Source organism: Arcticibacter pallidicorallinus (assembly GCF_003002875.1).
Lineage (GTDB): Bacteria > Bacteroidota > Bacteroidia > Sphingobacteriales > Sphingobacteriaceae > Arcticibacter > Arcticibacter pallidicorallinus.
Window position 1 is genome coordinate 259,842 of sequence record NZ_PVTH01000002.1, and the last position, 18,644, is coordinate 278,485.

Sequence of the window (18,644 nt, forward strand, 5' to 3'; positions counted from 1 at the left end):
GTCCGAAGATAATAAATAGCTTTAGATAAATCAAAATTTCTGCCCTCGCAGGCACTGCACAAGCTTTACCGCCTCCATTGCTTCCTTCACGTCATGCACCCGCAGAATAGCGGCGTTCTTTAGCAAAGCCACCGTATTCAGCACCGTCGTGCCGTTCAGCGCTTCCTCGCTGGTAATACCCAGAGTCTTCCAGATCGTTCTCTTACGCGATAATCCCGCCAGTACCGGAAGTCCGCATATCGAGAATTTCTCCATCTGATTCAATAATAAGAAGTTTTCTTCGGCATCCTTGGCAAATCCAAAACCCGGATCCAGAATGATATCGTGTACATGCAGGGCCTTTAAACGGGCTATCCGCTCAGAAAAGTACGACAAAACCTCCGCAAAAATATCCTGGTACCCGGTTAGGCCGGTCATCGTTTGGGGGGTGCCTCGCATATGCATCAAAATATAGGGAACCTTCAGTCGTGCTACGGTTTCAAACATCAGCGGATCCAGGTCTCCTCCAGAAATATCATTGATCATGTGAGCACCCGCGTCGATAGAAGCCTTCGCTACCGAGGCCCTGAAAGTATCTACAGACAGGATAGCTTGAGGGAATTTCCTGGTTAGAGCCTGAATGACGGGCACAATGCGCTCCACCTCTTCCGCTTCCGAAACTTCGGTTGCCCCCGGCCGGGTAGAGTACGCTCCAATGTCCAGCATCGTAGCGCCTTCCGACAAAAGCTTTTCAGCACGCCTCAGCGCCTCATCCGTTGCCGGCGTCCTGCTTCCCTGGTAAAAAGAATCCGGTGTGATATTAAGAATCCCCATAACACGCGGTATTGTAAAATCTATGAGACTCCCACCGGCATTAATGGTTTTCTTTTGCTGAAAAGACGTACTTTTATCGTTCATTATTAAGAATACAAAATACAGGTTAATTCACCTTTTAATCAAATAAACAAATATTTTGGCACACAATACCTCCCTTGAGTACGATTCAGTCATCCAATATTGCAGTAACCTATTTCTGAAAAAAACAAAAGACTATGGTACGGCGTGGCGAATATTACGCGTCAGCTCACTAACAGACCAGATTTTCATCAAAGCACAGCGAATCCGCACGCTCGAGGAAAAGAAAGTCTCCAAAGTAGGAGAGAGCATCCATTCAGAATACGTCGGTATCATCAACTACTGTGTGATCGCTATGATGCAGCTGGAGCTGAGCGACGACGCGTCCATGGAACTTGAAGTAACTGAGGTGCAAGAGAAGTACAGCCGCTTGGTAAATGAAACCAAAAATCTGATGTTCGCGAAGAACCATGACTATGGAGAGGCCTGGAGAGACATGCGTATCAGCTCTCTGACCGATCTGATCCTGATGAAAATCCTGCGCGTAAAGCAGATTGAGGATAATGAGGGACAAACGCTCGCCTCCGAAGGAGTGAAAGCCAATTACCAGGATATGCTGAACTACGCTGTTTTTGCCCTCATCAGAATGGGTACCGAAAGCAGTAGTGATGAATAAATAAAGGAAGTATGATGAACGCCTCAACGAAACTAAATTCCCGTCCGCAATATCTGTTGTGGTTTTGCCGCCTGTTTGTAGGCTTACTGTTTATTTTTTCGGGTCTGGTTAAGGCCAACGACCCCCTGGGTTTTGGGTACAAATTACAGGAATATTTCGAGGTCTTTCATACTACCTTCCTGAACGACTATGCTGCCGCCATATCCATCACGGTCTGCGCACTGGAAATTATTCTTGGTATTGCATTGCTATTGGGCTACAAAGCTCAAAAGGTGAGTTGGGGATTGCTATTGCTGATTGTCTTCTTTACCTTCCTTACATTCTGGTCCGCCGCTTTTGACGTTGTTAAATCCTGCGGATGCTTCGGAGACGCCATTCCCCTTACACCATGGCAGTCTTTTCTGAAGGATCTCGTCCTTTTAGCACTCATTGCATTCATCTTTATAAAACGAAAATACATACAGCCACTCTTTTCCTCCAAAGGACTCATGAATGCGCTTATGGCTATTGCGGTTGTTTTTTCTTTCGGTGTAGGAATCTATACCTATAATTACCTTCCATTTGTCGACTTCCTCCCGTACCATGTGGGTGCTAATCTTCCTGAAAACATGCGCATTCCACCAGGTGCCCCCAAAGACGAGTATGTTATCACCTATTCGCTGAAGCACAAGAAAAGCGGCGAAACACAGAAGATGACCGATAAGGAATACCTCAAAACGGAGATCTGGAAAGATGCGAATTGGCAAATTGTAGGCGAACCTCAGAATCAGCTTCTGAAAAAAGGCTATGAACCCAAGATTCGTGATCTGATCATTGCCGACAGTCAGGGTACCGACTATACCTCCGAAATTATTGAAAATCCCTATTACAACCTGGTCGTAGTAGCCTATAATCTGAACAAAGCCGATGAAAAGGGTATGGGCGATATTAACGCAATAGCCATCAATGCTGCCGAAAATTACAACGTCCGCACCGTATTGCTAACCTCCACTACTTCGGAGGCCGCAGAATTATATAGTAAGAAACATAAGCTGATGATGGAGGTCTTCAATGCCGATGCAGTGCCGCTTAAGAGTATAGTGCGTTCTAATCCCGGACTGCTTCTTCTTAAAAATGGCGTAGTCATTAACAAGTGGCACTTCCACACGCTCCCGACATATAACGAGCTTGAATCACGGTATCTAAGGCAGCTTAAGTAACAGCAGAATGGCAATATTTCTAATAGGATTCATGGGCTGCGGTAAAACAACCCTTGGCAAAAAGTTAGCATCTAAAACCGGGTTTACATTTATAGATCTCGACAAAGTTATCGAGCAAGCGGCCGGGAAAACTATCCCCGAATACTTCGCCAGGCATGGAGAAGCGGCATTCCGCGAATTGGAACGCGATGTACTGCAGTCAACGAAGTTTCCCGAAAATTCTATCATCGCCACAGGCGGAGGTGCCCCCTGCTATTTTGATAATATGGAATGGATGAACAAAGAAGGGCTGACCGTTTATATTTCTCTGCCTCCTGCGGCTCTTGCCAGCCGCCTTGAAAAGGCGGAAGAGGTGAGGCCGGTACTGAAAGATCATAAGGGAGAAGCACTAATCAGTTTTATTGCCGGGAAGCTTGATGAACGAGAGCCCTTTTACGGCAAGGCACAAATCATAGCCTCAGGCTTAGGTCTGACCGCAGATAAACTCTGGACGACAATCTCCGATCAACGCAAATAAACTACATCTTCGGTATCCGGCTGATTAGAAATTACCACGTCAACATGTTCCTTAATAACGGTTGATAGCTCCAAACCGGTATAGTCCGGCGAAACCGGAAACACTCTGTGGCTTCTGTCAACCAAAGCAACGGTACGCAGTTTCTTCACCGGAATATCCAGGAATATACCGATGCCATACGCCATCGTTCTACCGCGGTTAACCACGTCGTCTACCAGGATCACAACCTTGTCTGCGCACTCCTCCACAGGCAAACCAGTCTGTGCCTGTAAGAATGTGCTGCTCTTATCCATGATGATCTTCATCAAAGTAATTTTTATACCGCTGATCTCCTCCAGCTTATTTTTGATTCGTTCTGCAAGGATATACCCATAATCAACGATGCCGGCAATAACCAGTTCTTTTTCGTCCAGGTTGTCTTCCCATAGCTGGTAAGCAATCCGGGTGATCTTCTGTTCGATTTGTTTTTGGTTCAGAATGATTACTTCGTTCGTCATGATTTATACAGATTAATGATAAGGGTAGAATACAAAATTAGCTCCTTCCGGAACAACTACGAACAGGCAGATAAAATCTTCAGGATTCTTATAGGTCTTGATAAAGCGGTCTTTTTTTTCCCGGTGAATAATTCCCTTTTGAATGAATTCATCCAGGGTGGAAGCCTGAATGGACCAGCTTGTGCCAAGATCAGTCCTGTCCAATATCAGTTCGCCCAGGTTCAGCTCATGCTGATGGGCCGCAAAAATGGGGTATTCGGAAAGTCCCTCGTTAATAATCTCCATAGAAACCTCTCTGATAGACTCACTATAAAACTTAAGGTCTTTCTCCAGGCTCTTTAAAGGGCTTTCCTTTTCCGGATTATTGCCTCCTTCAGAGTCCGACTGGTTGATCAAATCTTTTAATTCCATATTTATCCGATCTTAATTTACCGCATCAACAGCCTTACGTAATTCCAGTAACACCACGTTCTCCACGTGTTGCGTATGCGGGAACATATCTACCGGCCTGATGCGTGTGGTGTCGTATTTCTCCTTTAACAGCGCGATGTCCCTTGCCTGCGTCGCAGCATTACAGCTCACATAAACAATCTTCGGTGCCTCCATCTCCAGTAAACGCTGTACCACATCAGCATGCATTCCCGCTCTCGGTGGATCGGTTATAATAACGTCAGGGTTACCATGTTGTTCGGCAAACTGCGGGGTTAATACATCCTTCATGTCTCCGGCATAGAATTTGGTGTTGGTAATGCCGTTTAAGGAAGAATTTACTTTGGCATCCTCAATTGCTGTCGGTACGTATTCAATGCCGATAACCTCTTTTACGTGTCTCGCTACAAAGTTAGCAATCGTGCCCGCGCCGGTGTAAAGGTCATAAACCAGTTCATCACCTTTAAATCCTGCAAACTGCCTTGTTAAGGCGTAAAGCTCATAAGCCTGGAGAGAGTTCGTTTGATAGAAACTCTTCGGACCGATCTTAAAGGTCAGCCCTTCCATTTCTTCAAAGATGTAATCCCGACCCGCAAACACATGAATGTCCTGGTCGAAAATCGTGTCATTTTTCTTATGATTGATGATATAAAGAAGAGACGTCAGTTGCGGGAATGTTGCCTGCACATGCTCCATCATCTTCTGTATCTCGTCCTGATCTGCATAAGCAAATACCACGATCACCATGATCTCACCGGTAGTGGATGTACGGATGATCAGATTTCTCAAGGCTCCTTCATGATTACGCAGGTTGTAGAACGATATGGCATTGTCGAGCGCAAACTTGCGGATGCTGTTCCTGATCTCATTGGAAGGACTGCCCTGAAGATAGCAAGTCTCGATATTCAGAATCTTGTCGAACCGAAGTGGCACGTGGAACCCAAGGGCATTCATGTTATGCTCTTCATCGCTGGCAACATCCTCGTCGGTCAGCCAGCGCTTGTCAGAGAATGTATATTCTAGCTTATTGCGGTAATAGCGCGTTTCAAATGAAGGCAATATAGTTTCAGTCGGTGTGGTATCGATCTTAGCCAGGCGTTCAAGTGCGTCATTTACCGATTTCTGTTTGAACTTCAGCTGAGCATCATAGGTCATGTGCTGCCACTTGCAGCCCCCGCAAACACCAAAATGTTCGCAGAATGGCTGAGTGCGGTATTCTGAAGGACTTACTATCCGTGTCACCTTTGCTTCTCCAAAGTTCTTCTTCTTCCGGAAGAGCTCAATGTCGACCACGTCGCCGGGTATAGCTTTTTCAATAAAGATGACCAGTTCTTCGGCTTTTCCGAGACCTTTTCCTTCTTCGGCTATATCGGTAACCAGGACATTTTCTATGCGCTTCTTCTCAGCAGGCTTTCTTCTCATGTAAAATTATATAATATACACACCGCAGATTGTCAGACCGACGACCCGGTGAAGCGCAAAATTAAAGTAATTTTTGGAGTGGGGAATTTTTAAAGGATAAATAGAAGGACAAGGGCACAATAATCCCTATGGAAACGAATCACTTCGACACCTGATGTCAGAAAAATAACCTTAACAGCAATCCCGCAAAGCTTTTAAATGGCTCTCTGAAATCGAACTGCTCGTCAATGCTGTTTGAAAAATCTGTAATCTCTTTACTCATGACAACCCTCCTTATATCTGTAACATGAAAACGCAAACGAATACCGATCTGGTATTTAGTATAACGTAATTTGATACTTAGATGTTTATCTAATCGCCGCTTTTACGAGGTAGGGGAGAATCTCTTTCTGGAAATTCACAAAGTTTTTACGTACATCAGCGTCGCTGACCGACGTAAACGCATAAGAAAATACAATGCTTTTGCTCGCTTTAATAAGGAAGCGGATTCCCGCAGCATGGCTTTCGTTCTTTTTAACCGGCATTGTTTCCTGAAAAGATCTGATCAACAGCTTCTCCAGGTCATCGGATAAAAGCTTAAGAAATCCTTGTGAATTAGCCGACTCTCTGATGAAGTCCCAGCCAATAAATTCATTGCAAATGGTGTAGGTAAGTCTGCAGGTTTTAAAGATAAGTTTGGAAAGATAGGCCTCAATATCGTTAACATTGTATTCCGAGTCGATCATTTCGTCAACGCTCTGCTTCAGTTCGTCCATGAGGATGTAGTGAAGCAAAACCTCTTTGCTGTCAAAATACTTGTATATGGTGGCTTTGGCAATCTTCGCCTTCTTAGCAATTTCGTTTACACTCGTCTTATGGTAGCCGTATCTGCGGAACAACTCATGTGAGGCTTCAATTATATTCTCCTTTACTTTGTCAACTTCCATTTCCATTAATTGCTTACGGAGATTATTCCATTGTTTTCACTAACATAATACGTCTTAAGCGGCTTTTTCGCTGGGTCCTTTTGTGGAATGCCGTCTTCCAGCGAGAAGATGCCACCACTGCACGGATCAGTAGCTGTTATTCCTGTATCATCCACATTGATAGCACATTTTTTCTCCGGATTGACGGTGCTGCAACGATCGTAAGCCATCAGTCCGCCAAATGCCGAGCGGTATAAGATCAATCCGGCGACCCCATACCCCGAAACTTCTACATGATTACCCGCATAGTTCAATCCTGAATATGCCGGGTTGCCCAAAGATGCCCGGAAGTTAACCGGAACGTCAGGTACTCCTGAAGGATCCTTGCCACAGGAAGCAAGAAGTAGCCATATTCCTAACAAAAGTACCCTTCCCATCATTATACGATTTCGCTTTGGAACTGCTTCAAAAAGCGAACATCATTTTCAGAGAACAGGCGCAAGTCCTTTATTTGATATTTAAGGTTCGTAATTCTTTCAATACCCATACCGAAGGCGTAACCTGTATATTTTTTGCTGTCAATTCCGCAGTTTTCCAAAACGTTAGGATCCACCATGCCGCAACCCAGGATCTCTACCCAGCCGCTACCCTTGCAAAGAGGACATCCTTTTCCTGCACAAATGGTGCATGAGATATCCATTTCTGCAGAAGGCTCCGTAAATGGGAAATACGAAGGGCGGAAACGAACCTTCGTTCCTTCTCCAAACATCTCCTGAACAAAATAAAACAAGGTCTGTTTCAAGTCGGCGAAAGAAACATTCTCATCGATATACAATCCCTCTACCTGATGGAAGAAGCAATGTGCACGCGCGGAGATCGCTTCGTTACGGTAAACCCGCCCCGGCATAATCGAACGGAAAGGCGGCTGACCGTTTTCCATCATACGAACCTGTACGGATGAAGTATGCGTACGAAGAGCAATATCACCGTTCACCGCATCCTTGTTAATAAAGAACGTATCCTGCATATCCCGCGCAGGGTGCTCCTGAGGAAAGTTCAATGCAGAGAAGTTATGCCAGTCATCTTCAATCTCCGGACCTTCAGCCACCGTAAAGCCAAGCTTCTTGAAAATCTCGATGATCTCCGAACGTACGAGGTTCAGCGGATGACGGGAACCATTTTCGTAGCCCTCTCCCGGCAGAGTAAGGTCTGCAATGGCCTCATCTGCGCCCGAACCAGCTTCCAACTCATCCTTAAACTGCTGATGTCTTTCTTCAGCAACTTTCTTGAATTCATTCAAGACTTTACCAAGTAAACGCTTTTCCTCGGGAGAAACAGCTTTAAACTGGTCAAACAAGTCCTTGATGATACCTTTAGTGCCCAGAAATTTTATTCTGAATGCTTCAAGTTCTTCAGCCGACTTAGGTTCGAAAGCGAGTATTTCGGAAGTATATTGGGTGATCTGTGCCTGCATTTTTGAAATATAGTAATATTTATGTCTGAAATTAGGGCTTTCATGCTGAAAAAGCGTGCTGAAACCTTAATGGATACAAAATTATAAAAATATACGCATATACGCACGACACTCTCCCGGCTCAACGCCGTATTCAATAATTCCTTTCTCTCAGGGAGTTCTAAAGCAACTGCGTTTTAAGGTAACATAAACGCCAGAATGCGTTTCTTTATAGTATTAATTTGGTAATTTGGCCGCATATTTCTTGCAATTATGGATGACTTTATGGCCGCCCGGTCTCAGATGGCGCTATCGCTCGGATTTCATATCATCTTCGCCTGTATCGGTATGGTAATGCCTTTTTTTATGGCGGTATCTCACTTTTATTGGCTGCGCACAAAAGATGAGATCTACAAAAATCTTACGAAAGCCTGGAGCAAAGGCGTAGCGATACTTTTCGCCACCGGCGCCGTATCGGGCACCGTATTATCGTTTGAGCTGGGACTCCTGTGGCCGGAGTTTATGAAGCACGCAGGGCCAATTTTTGGTATGCCCTTCTCCCTTGAAGGTACTGCCTTCTTTATCGAAGCCATTGCCCTGGGTTTCTTCCTTTACGGCTGGGACCGCTTTAATCCCTGGTTTCACTGGTTCACCGGGGTGATTGTAGGGGTCAGTGGACTTGCATCTGGCATTCTTGTCGTTGCAGCGAATGCCTGGATGAACAGTCCCGCAGGTTTTGACTATGTAAACGGAGAATATATCAACATTGACCCTGTTGCAGCCATGTTCAACGATGCATGGTTCTCGCAGGCGCTCCATATGTGCATCGCCGCCTTTGTCGCCACCGGATTCGCAGTGGCCGGCCTGCATGCACTAATGATTCTTAAAGGAAAGAATATACGCTTTCACAACAAGGCTTTTAAGATTGCAGCCATTTTTGCCACGGTTGCGGCCGTTTTACAACCCCTCAGTGGAGATATATCTGCCAAAGATGTCGCACAGCGCCAACCTGCTAAGCTGGCCGCAATGGAAGCTCATTTCCACACAGAAGAAGCTGCACCGCTGATATTGGGTGGCATAGTGGATGAAGAAAAGAAAGAAGTAAAATATGCCATCAAGCTTCCCGGGATGCTGAGCTTCCTCGCTCATGGTGATTTCAAGACACCTGTGACGGGCCTGGACCAGATCCCCGAAGATGAACAGCCACCTATAGCGGTTACTCATTATGCTTTCCAGATTATGGTGGGACTGGGGATGATCATGCTCCTGATCTCCATTATTTATTTCGTCGCCCTGTGGAAGAAACCGGAATGGCTTACGAGCAGGTGGTTGCTGAAGCTCTTTGTTGCGGCAACGCCTATGGGTTATATTGCTGTAGAAGCTGGCTGGACGGTCACAGAGGTAGGTCGTCAACCCTGGATCATCCACGGCGTAATGAGAACAGCCGACGCTGTGACGCCAATGCCAGGCATCATCTATTCGTTTTATATGTACACGGCGATATACGTGTCCCTCTCCATTATTGTCATCTTTATGCTGTATCGCCAGATTAAGATGGTCGACAAACTTTATGATAATCAGCCATGATATACGTCGTAATAGCCTTTCTTTGGGCAGCAATTTGGTTGTACCTTTTATTGGGTGGCGCAGATTATGGCGCTGGCATTATTGAACTGTTTACGTCAAAAAGCAATAAAGAACGCACCCGCATAACGCTTTACAGAGCCATCGGTCCGGTATGGGAAGCCAATCATATGTGGCTGATCATAGCCATTGTAATTCTTTTCGTCGGCTTTCCTGAGATCTACTCTACCATGTCTGTTAATATGCATATCCCATTGACCGTCATGTTGCTGGGAATCATCGCCCGCGGAACGGCCTTCACTTTTCGCCATTATGATGCGGTGGTCGACGATATGCAGCATGTCTATAACCGCATCTTCGCTTATTCGAGCTTCATAACTCCGCTTTTCCTGGGTATTATTGCCGGAAGCGCCGTATCGGGGAGAATAGACCCTGAGGCGACCGACTTCCTTTCAGCTTACATCTATAGCTGGCTCGACTGGTTCTCTGTCTCCGTAGGTTTGTTCACCGTCACCATCTGCGGTTTCCTCGCAGCGATATATTTGATTGGCGAGACTGACAGCAAAGAGGAAAAGAGAATGTTTGTAAGCAAGGCCCTCAAACTCAATATTGCCGCCGTTGTATGCGGAGCCCTGGTGTTCCTGGCCGCTACTTACGAGCAGATACCGCTCTTGGACTGGGTCTTCGGAAATATCTATGGCACCCTGGCGATCATTGCGGCGACACTTTCCCTTATCCTCCTTTGGTATATGCTTTATAAAGGCGAAAGTAAGGGTATCCGTATCCTGGCTGGATTTCAGGTAACCATGATTCTTTTCACCACTACCTACAGGCACTTCCCCAACATCGTTATCCTGAAGAACGGCGGCTATCTTTCGCTATTGGAACACAGAGGTCACGATAAGTCTATCGAGACTCTGGGCTGGGCTCTGCTGATAGGAAGTATTTTTATCCTTCCGGCACTCTTTTATCTGATTTACAGCTTCCAGAAAAGGAAGGCTAACGTGCATGGATAGATTGTTGTTTGGCGATCTTAGTCTTTAGATTCCGACAAAGCTACCAGCACGGCCCCTGCAACCATTATTGCGGCGCCTGTCAGGAGCTGCCAAGTCACCTTTTCCTTCAGAAAAATGATCGAAAGTATGATTGCAAAAACGAGCGACAGGCGTTCGATCGTCACCACGTATGACGCGGGACCCATAGATAGTGCCTTGAAAGAAAACAGGGTAGAAAGTGTAGTGGCTACCCCTGCCGCGATTAGCATAATCCATGCCTTATTATCAATTTGCTTCAAGTCGCCGAAATTTCCTTGCACCAGAATAACACCCCAGCATATCAAGAAGATAAATACCGACTGAATGGCGAAAGCCAGACTCGAATCAACGTTTTTTAAACCGGCTTTCGTTAACACGATAACTAAAGCCGCGGCTATAGCAGCCCCTAGCGCCCAGAATATCCACATATTGCGATGATGTTTTTTAAGGTGTTTGTTGTATAGGACTATTCAACAGATACCTCACGCTTTTGCTTGAGAGAATGTGATATAAAGCGTTTCAGAATGAAAGAAGCCGGATGTTAAGTTAATGTTCAGTCAATATTATATTATATTTCACAACCAGTAAAGACGTTTTATCCTGCTTAATCTTTAATAAGTTTGGTCTGTTAGCAGTCTTTTGAAGTATTTCTGAAGAAGCTTTTACGAAGTTTAAAACATCAAGAATGAAGCGTCTAATATTGTTATTTTCGGGTATGCTTGTGTCTCTGGCAACTTTTGCTCAACAAGACACCATCATTTATGCACATCGTGGTTTTCGGGGTTTGATGCCCGAGAATACCATTCCGGCAATGATCAATGCATTGCATCAGGGTGCAGATATACTGGAAATGGATATCGCTTTTAGCTCAGACAAGCAGGCGATTGTTTCCCACGATCCCTGGGTCGACTATCTCATTACCTTAGACCCCGCCGGAAAAGAGGTTGCGCCCGGCAAGGGGATGCCTTTCTATGAAATGGCTTATGAGGAGATACGGAAATATGACGCAGGCTCAAAGCAGCACAGGGATTTCCCTCATCAGCGAAACCTTAAGACATATATTCCGCGATTGGCAGACTTGATCGACTCGGTAGAAAGACATGTGGAGTCGCGCAGTCTTAAAAAGCCATGGTATAGTATCGAAACAAAGACAAGCAAAAGCAGAGATAATATCGCACAGCCGGCGCCCGAAGAGTTCGTGAAGCTTCTAATGGCGGTTATTGTTTCGAAGGGAATAGAGGATCGTATAATCATTCAATCGTTTGACGAGAGGACGCTCGAAATCGTAAACCGTGATTTTCCTGACGTTCAGACCATGATCAATGTAAACAAGGGGACCCTTGAGGAAAATTTGGCCCGTTTTACTTTTCAACCTGACTATTACGCAGCCGCACCCGCGCTTATTGATGCCGCGCTGGTAGCTAAATGCAAGAAATTAGGTCTTAAGCTGATCTGCGGAAATAATAATGATAAGGCAGATATCGACCGGATCCTGAATCTGGGTGTCAACGCCTATTGTACAGATTACCCGTATTCCGTTTTGAAGTTGTAAATAGTCCCATCATCCCTTCCAGATCACCGCTTCAAACTGGCTCTAACGAGCTAAGAAGCGATTGCCTTTCATCGAATAGCTTGTAGAGACGTTCGTAAAATCGTTACCGCAGTTTCCATCTCTTCTTTGTTCAGGTGCCCAAATCCCAGACGTGTAGCGGTAAGGGCTCTGGTTTGGTATAAGATGGTGTTGGGGAGGAACAAACCCCTTGCTGCACATTCTTTCTGTAACCTCACCAAACTGAACTTATCAAGCCATTCTACCCAGATAGCCAGGCCACGGGAGGGTACTTCGAACTTAATTCGTTGTCCAAGATTTTCTTTTAACAACGAGACGAAGTGATCTCTGCGCTCTTTATATATCTTTCTGTTCTTTTTCGACAGGCGGTGAACTTCGCCCTCCTGTATCCACTCGGTAAGCACCTGTTCTTTGATGATATCTACTCCAGGCTCCAGAATATTTTGATGTTTTTCCAGCTCCTTAATGAAACCGTCGGGTGCAGTGACGAAACCATAACCAAAACCTGATGGCAAAGACCTGGCAAAGGACCCCAGATAAACGACTCTCTTATGGGTGTCAAAGGCAGCTAAAGGCAAAATGGGATTGTTATCGTAGTGGAAATCGAAATCATAGTCGTCTTCGACAATCACAAAGTCATATCGTTCGGCTAACTCAAGAACTTCCATCCTTCTCTTAGCGCTGAGCGAAACGGTAGTAGGATAATGGTAATTGGATGTTAAATACAATACCCTGATTTTTTGTTCCTCGCAGACTCGTCGGAGGTGATCGGTATTTATTCCCTCATGATCAGTCGGGATCGTAATAATCTGTGCAGCACTATCTGATAAGGTCATATTGGACAGATAGTATCCCGGCGAGGCCACCACCACTTTATCGCCCGCTGAGATAAGTAATTTAATCACCAGGTACAAGCTAATCTCATGACTGCTGGTAGTAAGTAGGTTTGATGTAGATATGCGTAAACCGCGGGTCAGATTTAAGAAATTGGAAAAGTGCCTCTTGAAGTCCTTGTGCGATTGTGTTTGCATCCGCTGCCAGGCTCCGGTGTTTTTCTGTCTTTTTAGTTTTGATACGTAGAGCCTGGCCAGCACATCCGTATGTACAAGTCTCAAATCGGGCCAGCCATCGTTGAATTGATAGGCTAAGCTGCTGACCTCGATAGGGTTCTCCAGTACAGAGGATTGCCTGAAAGTGATGCTTGTCCTGGTTTCTGAAGATTGTTCCGTCGGCGCCGTCCTCCTGGTTTTTGGTTTCTGTTTCTGATCGGATAATATAAAGGTCCCTTTATTGGGCAGCGTTTCGATGAAGCCCTGTAATTCCAGATCTGTGAATGCTTTGATAAGCGTATTGCGGTTAACAGACAGCAGTTTACATAATAAACGGGTACCGGGGAGTCTGGTGCCTTCGGGAAGCAAACCAGTTTGTATGGCTTTGATAAATTCAAAGACTATCTGGAGGTAGATCGGGGTCTTATCATCTGCATTTAGCCGAATGTAACTTTGAAAGGGAATGGAAACCGGACTACTCATTTTCTTGAAACTGGTACACCTCAATGGTACGGCAAGGTACTACTTTTGCCCAAAATCAAAAGATATGGAAAAAATTTACCTGGCTTTATTCGTACTTATTTGCGGTGATTTATACGCCCAGAGCAAGCGGGATACCGTCATCTCCATTGACGAAGTGGTGATCAATGAAAACAGGTTCAGCACGCCCATCTCAAAACAAAACAGGAACGTATATGTGATTGATCAGGCAACTATCGCTAAACTGCCCGCAAGGAGCATACAGGAAATATTACAATATGCCAATGGAGTCGACCTGAGGCAGAGGGGGCCTTTTGGGAGTCAGGCCGACATCAGCATCGATGGTGGAAGCTTTGAGCAAACGGTAGTTCTTTTAAATGGGACGAAGGTAATTGATATGCAAACCGCTCATAACATGTTCAACCTGCCCATTCCGGTTGAAGCTATTGAAAGAATTGAAATAATCCGCGGACCTGCCGCGCGCATTTACGGGGTGAATAGTCTGACCGGAGCGATCAACATCATCACGAAAAAACCAACCGGGTCGGGAATTTTAGTCGATACTTATGCCGGTACAAACTTCGAAAAAGATTCGGAGGCAAGCGGTAACAGCTTCTATGGACGGGGTATTCAGGTCGGGGGTTTGTTGACTAAAGAAAAGCATCAGCATTCACTCTTCGGCTCACATGACAAAAGCAACGGGTACCGGTACAATACCGGATTTGAAAATAACAAGCTGCTTTATCTGGGTGACTTCCAGTTAGGAGAATCAAATGAAATTACCGCATCATTTGGATACATCGACAATGGCTTCGGCGCAAATGGGTTTTACGCCTCACCAGGAGACAGGAACTCCTTCGAAGTCGTGCAGACTACCTTGGCTTCCGTTCAGTCTAAACATCAATTATCGGATAAGTGGACATTAATGCCCAGATTAAGTTACAGGTATAATTACGATGATTACCGTTACTTCGGTTCATCTAACCTGAATACCGGCAGGAGTCAGCATTACACCAGTTCTATAGCCGCAGAGGTGAATTCCTCTTATAAAACTAACAGGGGAGAAATTGGCTTTGGAGCAGAAGCCCGGAGTGAGGATATCAGTTCGTCCAACATCGGTGATCATCGCCGGGAGAACTTCGGAGTTTTCGCGCAGTACAGAACTTACCTGTTAGAAAAGCTGAATGTCAATGTCGGGACATACCTTAATTATAACTCGGATTACAAGTGGCAGATCTATCCCGGAGTGGATGCCAGTTATGAGGTTTCAACAGCCTTTAAGCTTGTCGGCAACATTGGAACAAGTCAGCGTATACCTTCATTTACCGACCTCTTCCTGAACCAACGACCGGGTAACATCGGCAATCCTGATCTTGATCCCGAACGCGCCTTTCAGGGAGAGCTCGGATTTAAGCTTACCAAGGGAAATTTGTCGGTCAACTCCTACTATTTTCACAGGAAGATCAGCAACTTTATAGATTGGACGAGGGCGGTCGCCACCGATCCATGGCAGAGTAATAACCTGGGAGAGCTGGTGACAAAGGGGTTTAACATTCGCTCGGTTTATGCCCGGGGTCTCTCTGCGAAGGCCAGGCTGAACTTCAGTTTAGGTTATTCGTTCCTCGACTCTGATTTTAAAAACGGTAATCCGGATCTAAATTCGAAGTATTTGTTATCCTCATTGAAGCATCAAATAACAAATGCTGTCGATATAAAATATGCAAACTTCTCTCTGTTATTCGCGACTCGTTTCAACGAGAGAATATCCGGTCCGTCCTATTTTATAAACGACCTGAGAGTAAGTCAATCGATAAATAAGCTTACGGTTTATCTGGATGCTCAGAATATCTTCGATACCACCTATTTTGAGGTGGGTGCCATTCCACTCCCTTCCAGGTGGTTCAGTCTGGGGCTGAAGTTGTCGAGTTTCTAATGGTTAGAAAAATCAAAAGCATCGCTGGTTTAACCCGGCGATGCTTTTGATACTTGTATTATCGAGATTTACTCTTTTCGTTTTGAAGGATCCGAGCCTGCTTTCCTCGTCATGTCCTTCAGCGTTTTTTCCTTGAACTCGCTAAGAGCATCAGCCATCGCCTGCATTTCTGGGTCTAATCCCGGAGCGAACTCTTCCGGACGCTCGGGAGCGATCGGGTTAGGGTAGGATTCTCTCGGCTCTTTTAAAGTGACCAGCTCAGTGCCATCATCAATCGGAGATTTTCCGCTGAAGATCTTCTCCATCTGAGAACTATCCAAACGGAAGTGATACTGTTCACGATGGATACCTGCATCCATCAGCTTCTTCACTTCAGGGAACTTGGAAGCGTCAAACTTAGGCACAGGCAGGGCTTTGTTCCAGTCAACGCCCAGCGTTTCCAGGGCCTTGGCAAAGGCCATCTGATGCGCTTCATCACGCGCTATCAGGAATGAGACCGTTGCACGTAAAGTTTTGTTGTCCGACATCTGATAGATACGGCATTTCTGGAGCCGGCCTGTAGCTTCAAGCACCAGGTTGTCCATAAGATCCAGTACCAGGTTGCCGTGATTGTGAACGTATGATCCGCTCCACGGATTTCCCGCCGCGTCTACGGGAAGTGCTCCCTGGGCTCCCATGATGAAGTGGTGCGGGTTCTGGGCTTCTTTGCCCACTTCCAAAGTAGCTTTTCCGCCCTTTCCGGGAGTCTCAAACTTGTCTCCGTGATATTCCGGCGCGCCATCCAATAGCCTGGATATGGTTTTCGTGATCAATTCTACGTGGCTGATCTCCTCAATACCTATACCTTGTATCAGGTCGAGATAGGGAATTCCGTCACCACGGAAATTGAAACTTTGAAAGAGAAACTGCATCATCGTACGCATCTCTCCAAACTGTCCACCGAGCCCCTCTTGTAGAGCATTAGCCGCCGATGGATCCGGTTGATCATCCACTATGGGATTGATTAGGTTTTGAACATGGTAAAACATAGGTAGTGTTTTTTAGATTTAGAGATAGAATAGTTTTTTGGGGGCGTTTGTTTTCAATTATTTAAAACTGCACAGTGCCTGGATTTAAGTAAACCGGATGCTTTTCACATGGCTATAGACCATATTATGAAGGGCCGTCTGTTAGCAACCGATAAAAATCGTATTTATATGCAGCCCATAATATATCGTCATACAGGCGTGATGAGTCCGACTTAACAGGTATAAAGTCGGACTAATTACGGGTGTACGTGGCGTTGAATACGCTTTTATATAAAGGCGGTTTAGCCTGAGTCTCTACACGAGAGCTTTTGATTCGTGGAAGTCTTCGAGCTTAGAGAGCAGACGGATGAGATCCATTTTTTCCTGGTAGGTTAGTGGTTCGGTAACGTTTCTTGTAGCGATCCGGATATTTTGCATATTCTGATTTAGCAACTCAGTTCCCTTGGGCGTGATATGGATAATTTTGTTTCTCTTATCGCCGCTGTGTCCTGTTTGTTCGACTAACCCGCTTTTGATTAATCTATTTACTATTTGTATGCCGGCAGACTTTTCATGAACGTTCATTTTAATCAAGGCCGTTTTACTCATGCTTCCGAACGACATCAGTGTGATGAGGTAGATAAAATCATCAGGTGTTGAAAACTCAGTATCTATAATCGCAGATTTTGCCTGAAGTTTTGCATACCTAAATAAATGAACTAAAGACGTGTTGATTACGCTGTCTGCAGAGCGCCCTTTAGATTTTCCTTCCCATTCTGGCTCCTCCAAGGTTCGAGCCCCATTTTTCTGAAGATGTTCGTTCAGCCACTGTCCGAATATATAGACATCCTGACCATTATTAGGGGACTCTTTTTCGTACAGTTTTACTAAGCCAATCAACTCTGTGACCAAATCGTAGTACATAATCTAATAATATCGTTTAAACGAAAATAAGCTTTTTTAGTGTAATAATGTACTTTTTTAGGTTTTGTTTGGACAGTTTTGTGGGAATAAATAGATGTTGTAACACTTAAGGCATGGAATTTGACTATCTGTAAGTATAAAAAAATACTAATTATGAAAAGTTTAAAATTCAACCTATTGAAAAAGTCAGTTCTGATGCTGGCGGTTAGCTCCACAGTGCTATTCAGTGCGTGTAGCAAAGACGATGACGAGGAGATGGCAGCAAATCAGACCATCACCCAGATTGTAGTTAGCAACAATAATTTTTCCTTGCTTGAAACAGCCGTAGTACATGCCGGACTCGCCGACGTTCTAAGTGGGAAAGGTCCGTTTACTGTATTCGCTCCTAACAACCAGGCGTTTGCAGCAGCAGGTTTGGACACGGAGGCTAAAATAAAGGCAGTTCCGGTAGAGACTTTAAAGAAGATATTGCTTTATCACGTTTTAGGTCAGCGAGTACCCGCCTCAGGAATAGCCAGCGCGGCTAACACACCTGTGAGGACGGCAGCAGAACTGGATGTATTTATTACGAAAAATGCTTCCGGGGTATTTGTTAACGGTGCTTCCGTAGTTCAAGCAGATGTAATGGCAAGTAACGGAATAATACATGTTATCAATACTGTTTTAATGCCACCGATGGGAAATATTGTTCAGACCGCTCAGGCTAACCCTAACTTCAGCATGCTGGTAGCAGCAGTGTTAAGAGCCAGCCAGGGAAGTACTAATGTCGCACAGGTATTATCCGGTCAAGGTCCGTTAACTGTATTTGCTCCGACTAATCAGGCCTTTATGAATGCCGGCTTTGCTAATGTTGCCGCTATTCAGGCTGCAGATCCTGCAGTGTTGACCAGCATACTGACTTACCATGTAGTGGCAGCTCGCGTTTTTTCAAGTGATCTGACTGAAGGAGCTAAGCCTGCTACTGTAAATGGAGGCACTGTTAGTATCACCTTAGCAGGAGGAGCAAAAGTAAAGGGTAATAAGAATACTACCGCTTCAGTAATTTCTCCGGCCAATATGGTGACAACCAACGGTGTGATTCATGTGATCGATCAAGTTTTATTGCCTTAAGTTTTGTTAGTTGTTCTGTGA

General features: G+C 45.2%; 19 protein-coding genes. 8 read left to right on the forward strand and 11 right to left on the reverse strand.

All coding sequences use genetic code 11. The features are described from left to right. Nucleotides 1-30: 30 nt before the first annotated feature. Complete coding sequence (gene folP / locus B0I27_RS03885) at nt 31-897, reverse strand: dihydropteroate synthase (RefSeq protein ID WP_106291633.1); 867 nt, start codon at nt 895-897, stop codon at nt 31-33. A 55-nt stretch (nt 898-952) separates the two neighbouring features. Between folP and B0I27_RS03890 the strand changes: the two genes are divergently transcribed. Genes B0I27_RS03890 through B0I27_RS03900 form a run of 3 tightly spaced genes read left to right on the forward strand, consistent with a single transcriptional unit; the run spans nt 953 to nt 3,226 of the window. Beyond that, entirely contained in the window at nt 953-1,510 is a 558-nt protein-coding gene (locus B0I27_RS03890) for a DUF1599 domain-containing protein (protein ID WP_106291635.1), read from the forward strand. 14 nt (nt 1,511-1,524) lie between these two features. Further along, nucleotides 1,525-2,709, forward strand: a complete 1,185-nt coding sequence (locus B0I27_RS03895) for a BT_3928 family protein (RefSeq protein ID WP_106292097.1) — start codon at nt 1,525-1,527, stop codon at nt 2,707-2,709. A 7-nt stretch (nt 2,710-2,716) separates the two neighbouring features. Continuing rightward, entirely contained in the window at nt 2,717-3,226 is a 510-nt protein-coding gene (locus B0I27_RS03900; protein ID WP_106291637.1) for a shikimate kinase, read from the forward strand. Here B0I27_RS03900 and B0I27_RS03905 read toward each other — a convergent pair. The 6 genes from B0I27_RS03905 to pheS form a co-directional block, all read right to left on the reverse strand. Beyond that, the gene (locus tag B0I27_RS03905) at nt 3,214-3,723 is read right to left on the reverse strand and encodes a phosphoribosyltransferase family protein (protein ID WP_181276669.1); all 510 of its coding nucleotides are present in this window, start codon (nt 3,721-3,723) and stop codon (nt 3,214-3,216) included. The two genes, B0I27_RS03900 and B0I27_RS03905, sit on opposite strands and share 13 nt — an antisense overlap. Before the next feature lie 12 nt (nt 3,724-3,735). Then, on the reverse strand, nt 3,736-4,134 hold the full coding sequence (locus B0I27_RS03910; protein ID WP_106291641.1) for a hypothetical protein: 399 nt from the start codon (nt 4,132-4,134) through the stop codon (nt 3,736-3,738). A gap of 12 nt (nt 4,135-4,146) precedes the next feature. Then, nucleotides 4,147-5,574, reverse strand: coding sequence for a 23S rRNA (uracil(1939)-C(5))-methyltransferase RlmD (rlmD, locus tag B0I27_RS03915; RefSeq protein ID WP_106291643.1), 1,428 nt, complete (start codon nt 5,572-5,574; stop codon nt 4,147-4,149). A gap of 347 nt (nt 5,575-5,921) precedes the next feature. Further along, entirely contained in the window at nt 5,922-6,500 is a 579-nt protein-coding gene (locus tag B0I27_RS03920; protein ID WP_106292099.1) for a TetR/AcrR family transcriptional regulator, read from the reverse strand. Nucleotides 6,501-6,505: 5 nt separating this feature from the next. Beyond that, nucleotides 6,506-6,919 carry a Rieske (2Fe-2S) protein gene (locus tag B0I27_RS03925; RefSeq protein WP_106291645.1) on the reverse strand — a complete coding sequence of 138 codons (414 nt, stop codon included), beginning with the start codon at nt 6,917-6,919 and terminating at the stop codon, nt 6,506-6,508. Then, nucleotides 6,919-7,953: a phenylalanine--tRNA ligase subunit alpha gene (gene pheS / locus B0I27_RS03930; RefSeq protein ID WP_106291647.1), complete on the reverse strand. Its 1,035-nt coding sequence runs from the start codon at nt 7,951-7,953 to the stop codon at nt 6,919-6,921. The genes B0I27_RS03925 and pheS overlap by 1 nt, the downstream gene beginning before the upstream one ends. Before the next feature lie 252 nt (nt 7,954-8,205). On the opposite strand from pheS, the gene B0I27_RS03935 reads away from it, so the two are divergent. Both B0I27_RS03935 and B0I27_RS03940 read left to right on the forward strand, forming a co-directional pair. After that, complete coding sequence (locus B0I27_RS03935) at nt 8,206-9,519, forward strand: cytochrome ubiquinol oxidase subunit I (RefSeq protein ID WP_106291649.1); 1,314 nt, start codon at nt 8,206-8,208, stop codon at nt 9,517-9,519. Continuing rightward, nucleotides 9,516-10,532, forward strand: coding sequence for a cytochrome d ubiquinol oxidase subunit II (locus tag B0I27_RS03940; RefSeq protein WP_106291651.1), 1,017 nt, complete (start codon nt 9,516-9,518; stop codon nt 10,530-10,532). Before B0I27_RS03935 ends, B0I27_RS03940 begins: the two co-directional genes overlap by 4 nt. Nucleotides 10,533-10,549: 17 nt before the next feature. Here the strand turns inward: B0I27_RS03940 and B0I27_RS03945 are convergent, their stop codons facing one another. Beyond that, nucleotides 10,550-10,978 (reverse strand): EamA family transporter, encoded by a 429-nt coding sequence (locus B0I27_RS03945; RefSeq protein WP_106291653.1) that lies wholly within the window; start codon nt 10,976-10,978, stop codon nt 10,550-10,552. 257 nt (nt 10,979-11,235) lie between these two features. Here B0I27_RS03945 and B0I27_RS03950 point away from each other — a divergent pair, with 257 nt between their 5' ends. Further along, nucleotides 11,236-12,102 carry a glycerophosphodiester phosphodiesterase family protein gene (locus B0I27_RS03950; protein ID WP_106291655.1) on the forward strand — a complete coding sequence of 289 codons (867 nt, stop codon included), beginning with the start codon at nt 11,236-11,238 and terminating at the stop codon, nt 12,100-12,102. A 68-nt stretch (nt 12,103-12,170) separates the two neighbouring features. Here the strand turns inward: B0I27_RS03950 and B0I27_RS03955 are convergent, their stop codons facing one another. After that, nucleotides 12,171-13,652 carry an aminotransferase-like domain-containing protein gene (locus tag B0I27_RS03955; protein ID WP_106291657.1) on the reverse strand — a complete coding sequence of 494 codons (1,482 nt, stop codon included), beginning with the start codon at nt 13,650-13,652 and terminating at the stop codon, nt 12,171-12,173. A gap of 64 nt (nt 13,653-13,716) precedes the next feature. Here B0I27_RS03955 and B0I27_RS03960 point away from each other — a divergent pair, with 64 nt between their 5' ends. After that, nucleotides 13,717-15,582 carry a TonB-dependent receptor plug domain-containing protein gene (locus B0I27_RS03960; RefSeq protein WP_106291659.1) on the forward strand — a complete coding sequence of 622 codons (1,866 nt, stop codon included), beginning with the start codon at nt 13,717-13,719 and terminating at the stop codon, nt 15,580-15,582. 68 nt (nt 15,583-15,650) lie between these two features. Here the strand turns inward: B0I27_RS03960 and B0I27_RS03965 are convergent, their stop codons facing one another. Continuing rightward, on the reverse strand, nt 15,651-16,610 hold the full coding sequence (locus B0I27_RS03965; protein ID WP_106291661.1) for a manganese catalase family protein: 960 nt from the start codon (nt 16,608-16,610) through the stop codon (nt 15,651-15,653). 294 nt (nt 16,611-16,904) lie between these two features. Then, entirely contained in the window at nt 16,905-17,513 is a 609-nt protein-coding gene (locus B0I27_RS03970) for a MarR family winged helix-turn-helix transcriptional regulator (RefSeq protein ID WP_106291664.1), read from the reverse strand. Between the two features lie 153 nt (nt 17,514-17,666). Here B0I27_RS03970 and B0I27_RS03975 point away from each other — a divergent pair, with 153 nt between their 5' ends. Further along, nucleotides 17,667-18,623 carry a fasciclin domain-containing protein gene (locus B0I27_RS03975; protein ID WP_106291666.1) on the forward strand — a complete coding sequence of 319 codons (957 nt, stop codon included), beginning with the start codon at nt 17,667-17,669 and terminating at the stop codon, nt 18,621-18,623. Nucleotides 18,624-18,644: the final 21 nt, after the last annotated feature.

What these genes read in the sequence shown, in the direction of transcription:
- B0I27_RS03895 (WP_106292097.1), top strand. Translation starts at nt 1,525, where the DNA reads ATGAACGCCTCAACGAAACTAAATTCCCGTCCGCAATATCTGTTGTGG.
- B0I27_RS03960 (WP_106291659.1), top strand. Translation starts at nt 13,717, where the DNA reads ATGGAAAAAATTTACCTGGCTTTATTCGTACTTATTTGCGGTGATTTA.
- B0I27_RS03965 (WP_106291661.1), bottom strand. Translation starts at nt 16,610, where the DNA reads ATGTTTTACCATGTTCAAAACCTAATCAATCCCATAGTGGATGATCAA.
- B0I27_RS03900 (WP_106291637.1), top strand. Translation starts at nt 2,717, where the DNA reads ATGGCAATATTTCTAATAGGATTCATGGGCTGCGGTAAAACAACCCTT.
- B0I27_RS03910 (WP_106291641.1), bottom strand. Translation starts at nt 4,134, where the DNA reads ATGGAATTAAAAGATTTGATCAACCAGTCGGACTCTGAAGGAGGCAAT.
- B0I27_RS03935 (WP_106291649.1), top strand. Translation starts at nt 8,206, where the DNA reads ATGGATGACTTTATGGCCGCCCGGTCTCAGATGGCGCTATCGCTCGGA.
- B0I27_RS03970 (WP_106291664.1), bottom strand. Translation starts at nt 17,513, where the DNA reads ATGTACTACGATTTGGTCACAGAGTTGATTGGCTTAGTAAAACTGTAC.
- B0I27_RS03920 (WP_106292099.1), bottom strand. Translation starts at nt 6,500, where the DNA reads ATGGAAGTTGACAAAGTAAAGGAGAATATAATTGAAGCCTCACATGAG.
- B0I27_RS03975 (WP_106291666.1), top strand. Translation starts at nt 17,667, where the DNA reads ATGAAAAGTTTAAAATTCAACCTATTGAAAAAGTCAGTTCTGATGCTG.
- B0I27_RS03945 (WP_106291653.1), bottom strand. Translation starts at nt 10,978, where the DNA reads ATGTGGATATTCTGGGCGCTAGGGGCTGCTATAGCCGCGGCTTTAGTT.
- B0I27_RS03940 (WP_106291651.1), top strand. Translation starts at nt 9,516, where the DNA reads ATGATATACGTCGTAATAGCCTTTCTTTGGGCAGCAATTTGGTTGTAC.
- rlmD (WP_106291643.1), bottom strand. Translation starts at nt 5,574, where the DNA reads ATGAGAAGAAAGCCTGCTGAGAAGAAGCGCATAGAAAATGTCCTGGTT.
- B0I27_RS03925 (WP_106291645.1), bottom strand. Translation starts at nt 6,919, where the DNA reads ATGATGGGAAGGGTACTTTTGTTAGGAATATGGCTACTTCTTGCTTCC.
- B0I27_RS03905 (WP_181276669.1), bottom strand. Translation starts at nt 3,723, where the DNA reads ATGACGAACGAAGTAATCATTCTGAACCAAAAACAAATCGAACAGAAG.
- B0I27_RS03950 (WP_106291655.1), top strand. Translation starts at nt 11,236, where the DNA reads ATGAAGCGTCTAATATTGTTATTTTCGGGTATGCTTGTGTCTCTGGCA.
- folP (WP_106291633.1), bottom strand. Translation starts at nt 897, where the DNA reads ATGAACGATAAAAGTACGTCTTTTCAGCAAAAGAAAACCATTAATGCC.
- B0I27_RS03955 (WP_106291657.1), bottom strand. Translation starts at nt 13,652, where the DNA reads ATGAGTAGTCCGGTTTCCATTCCCTTTCAAAGTTACATTCGGCTAAAT.
- pheS (WP_106291647.1), bottom strand. Translation starts at nt 7,953, where the DNA reads ATGCAGGCACAGATCACCCAATATACTTCCGAAATACTCGCTTTCGAA.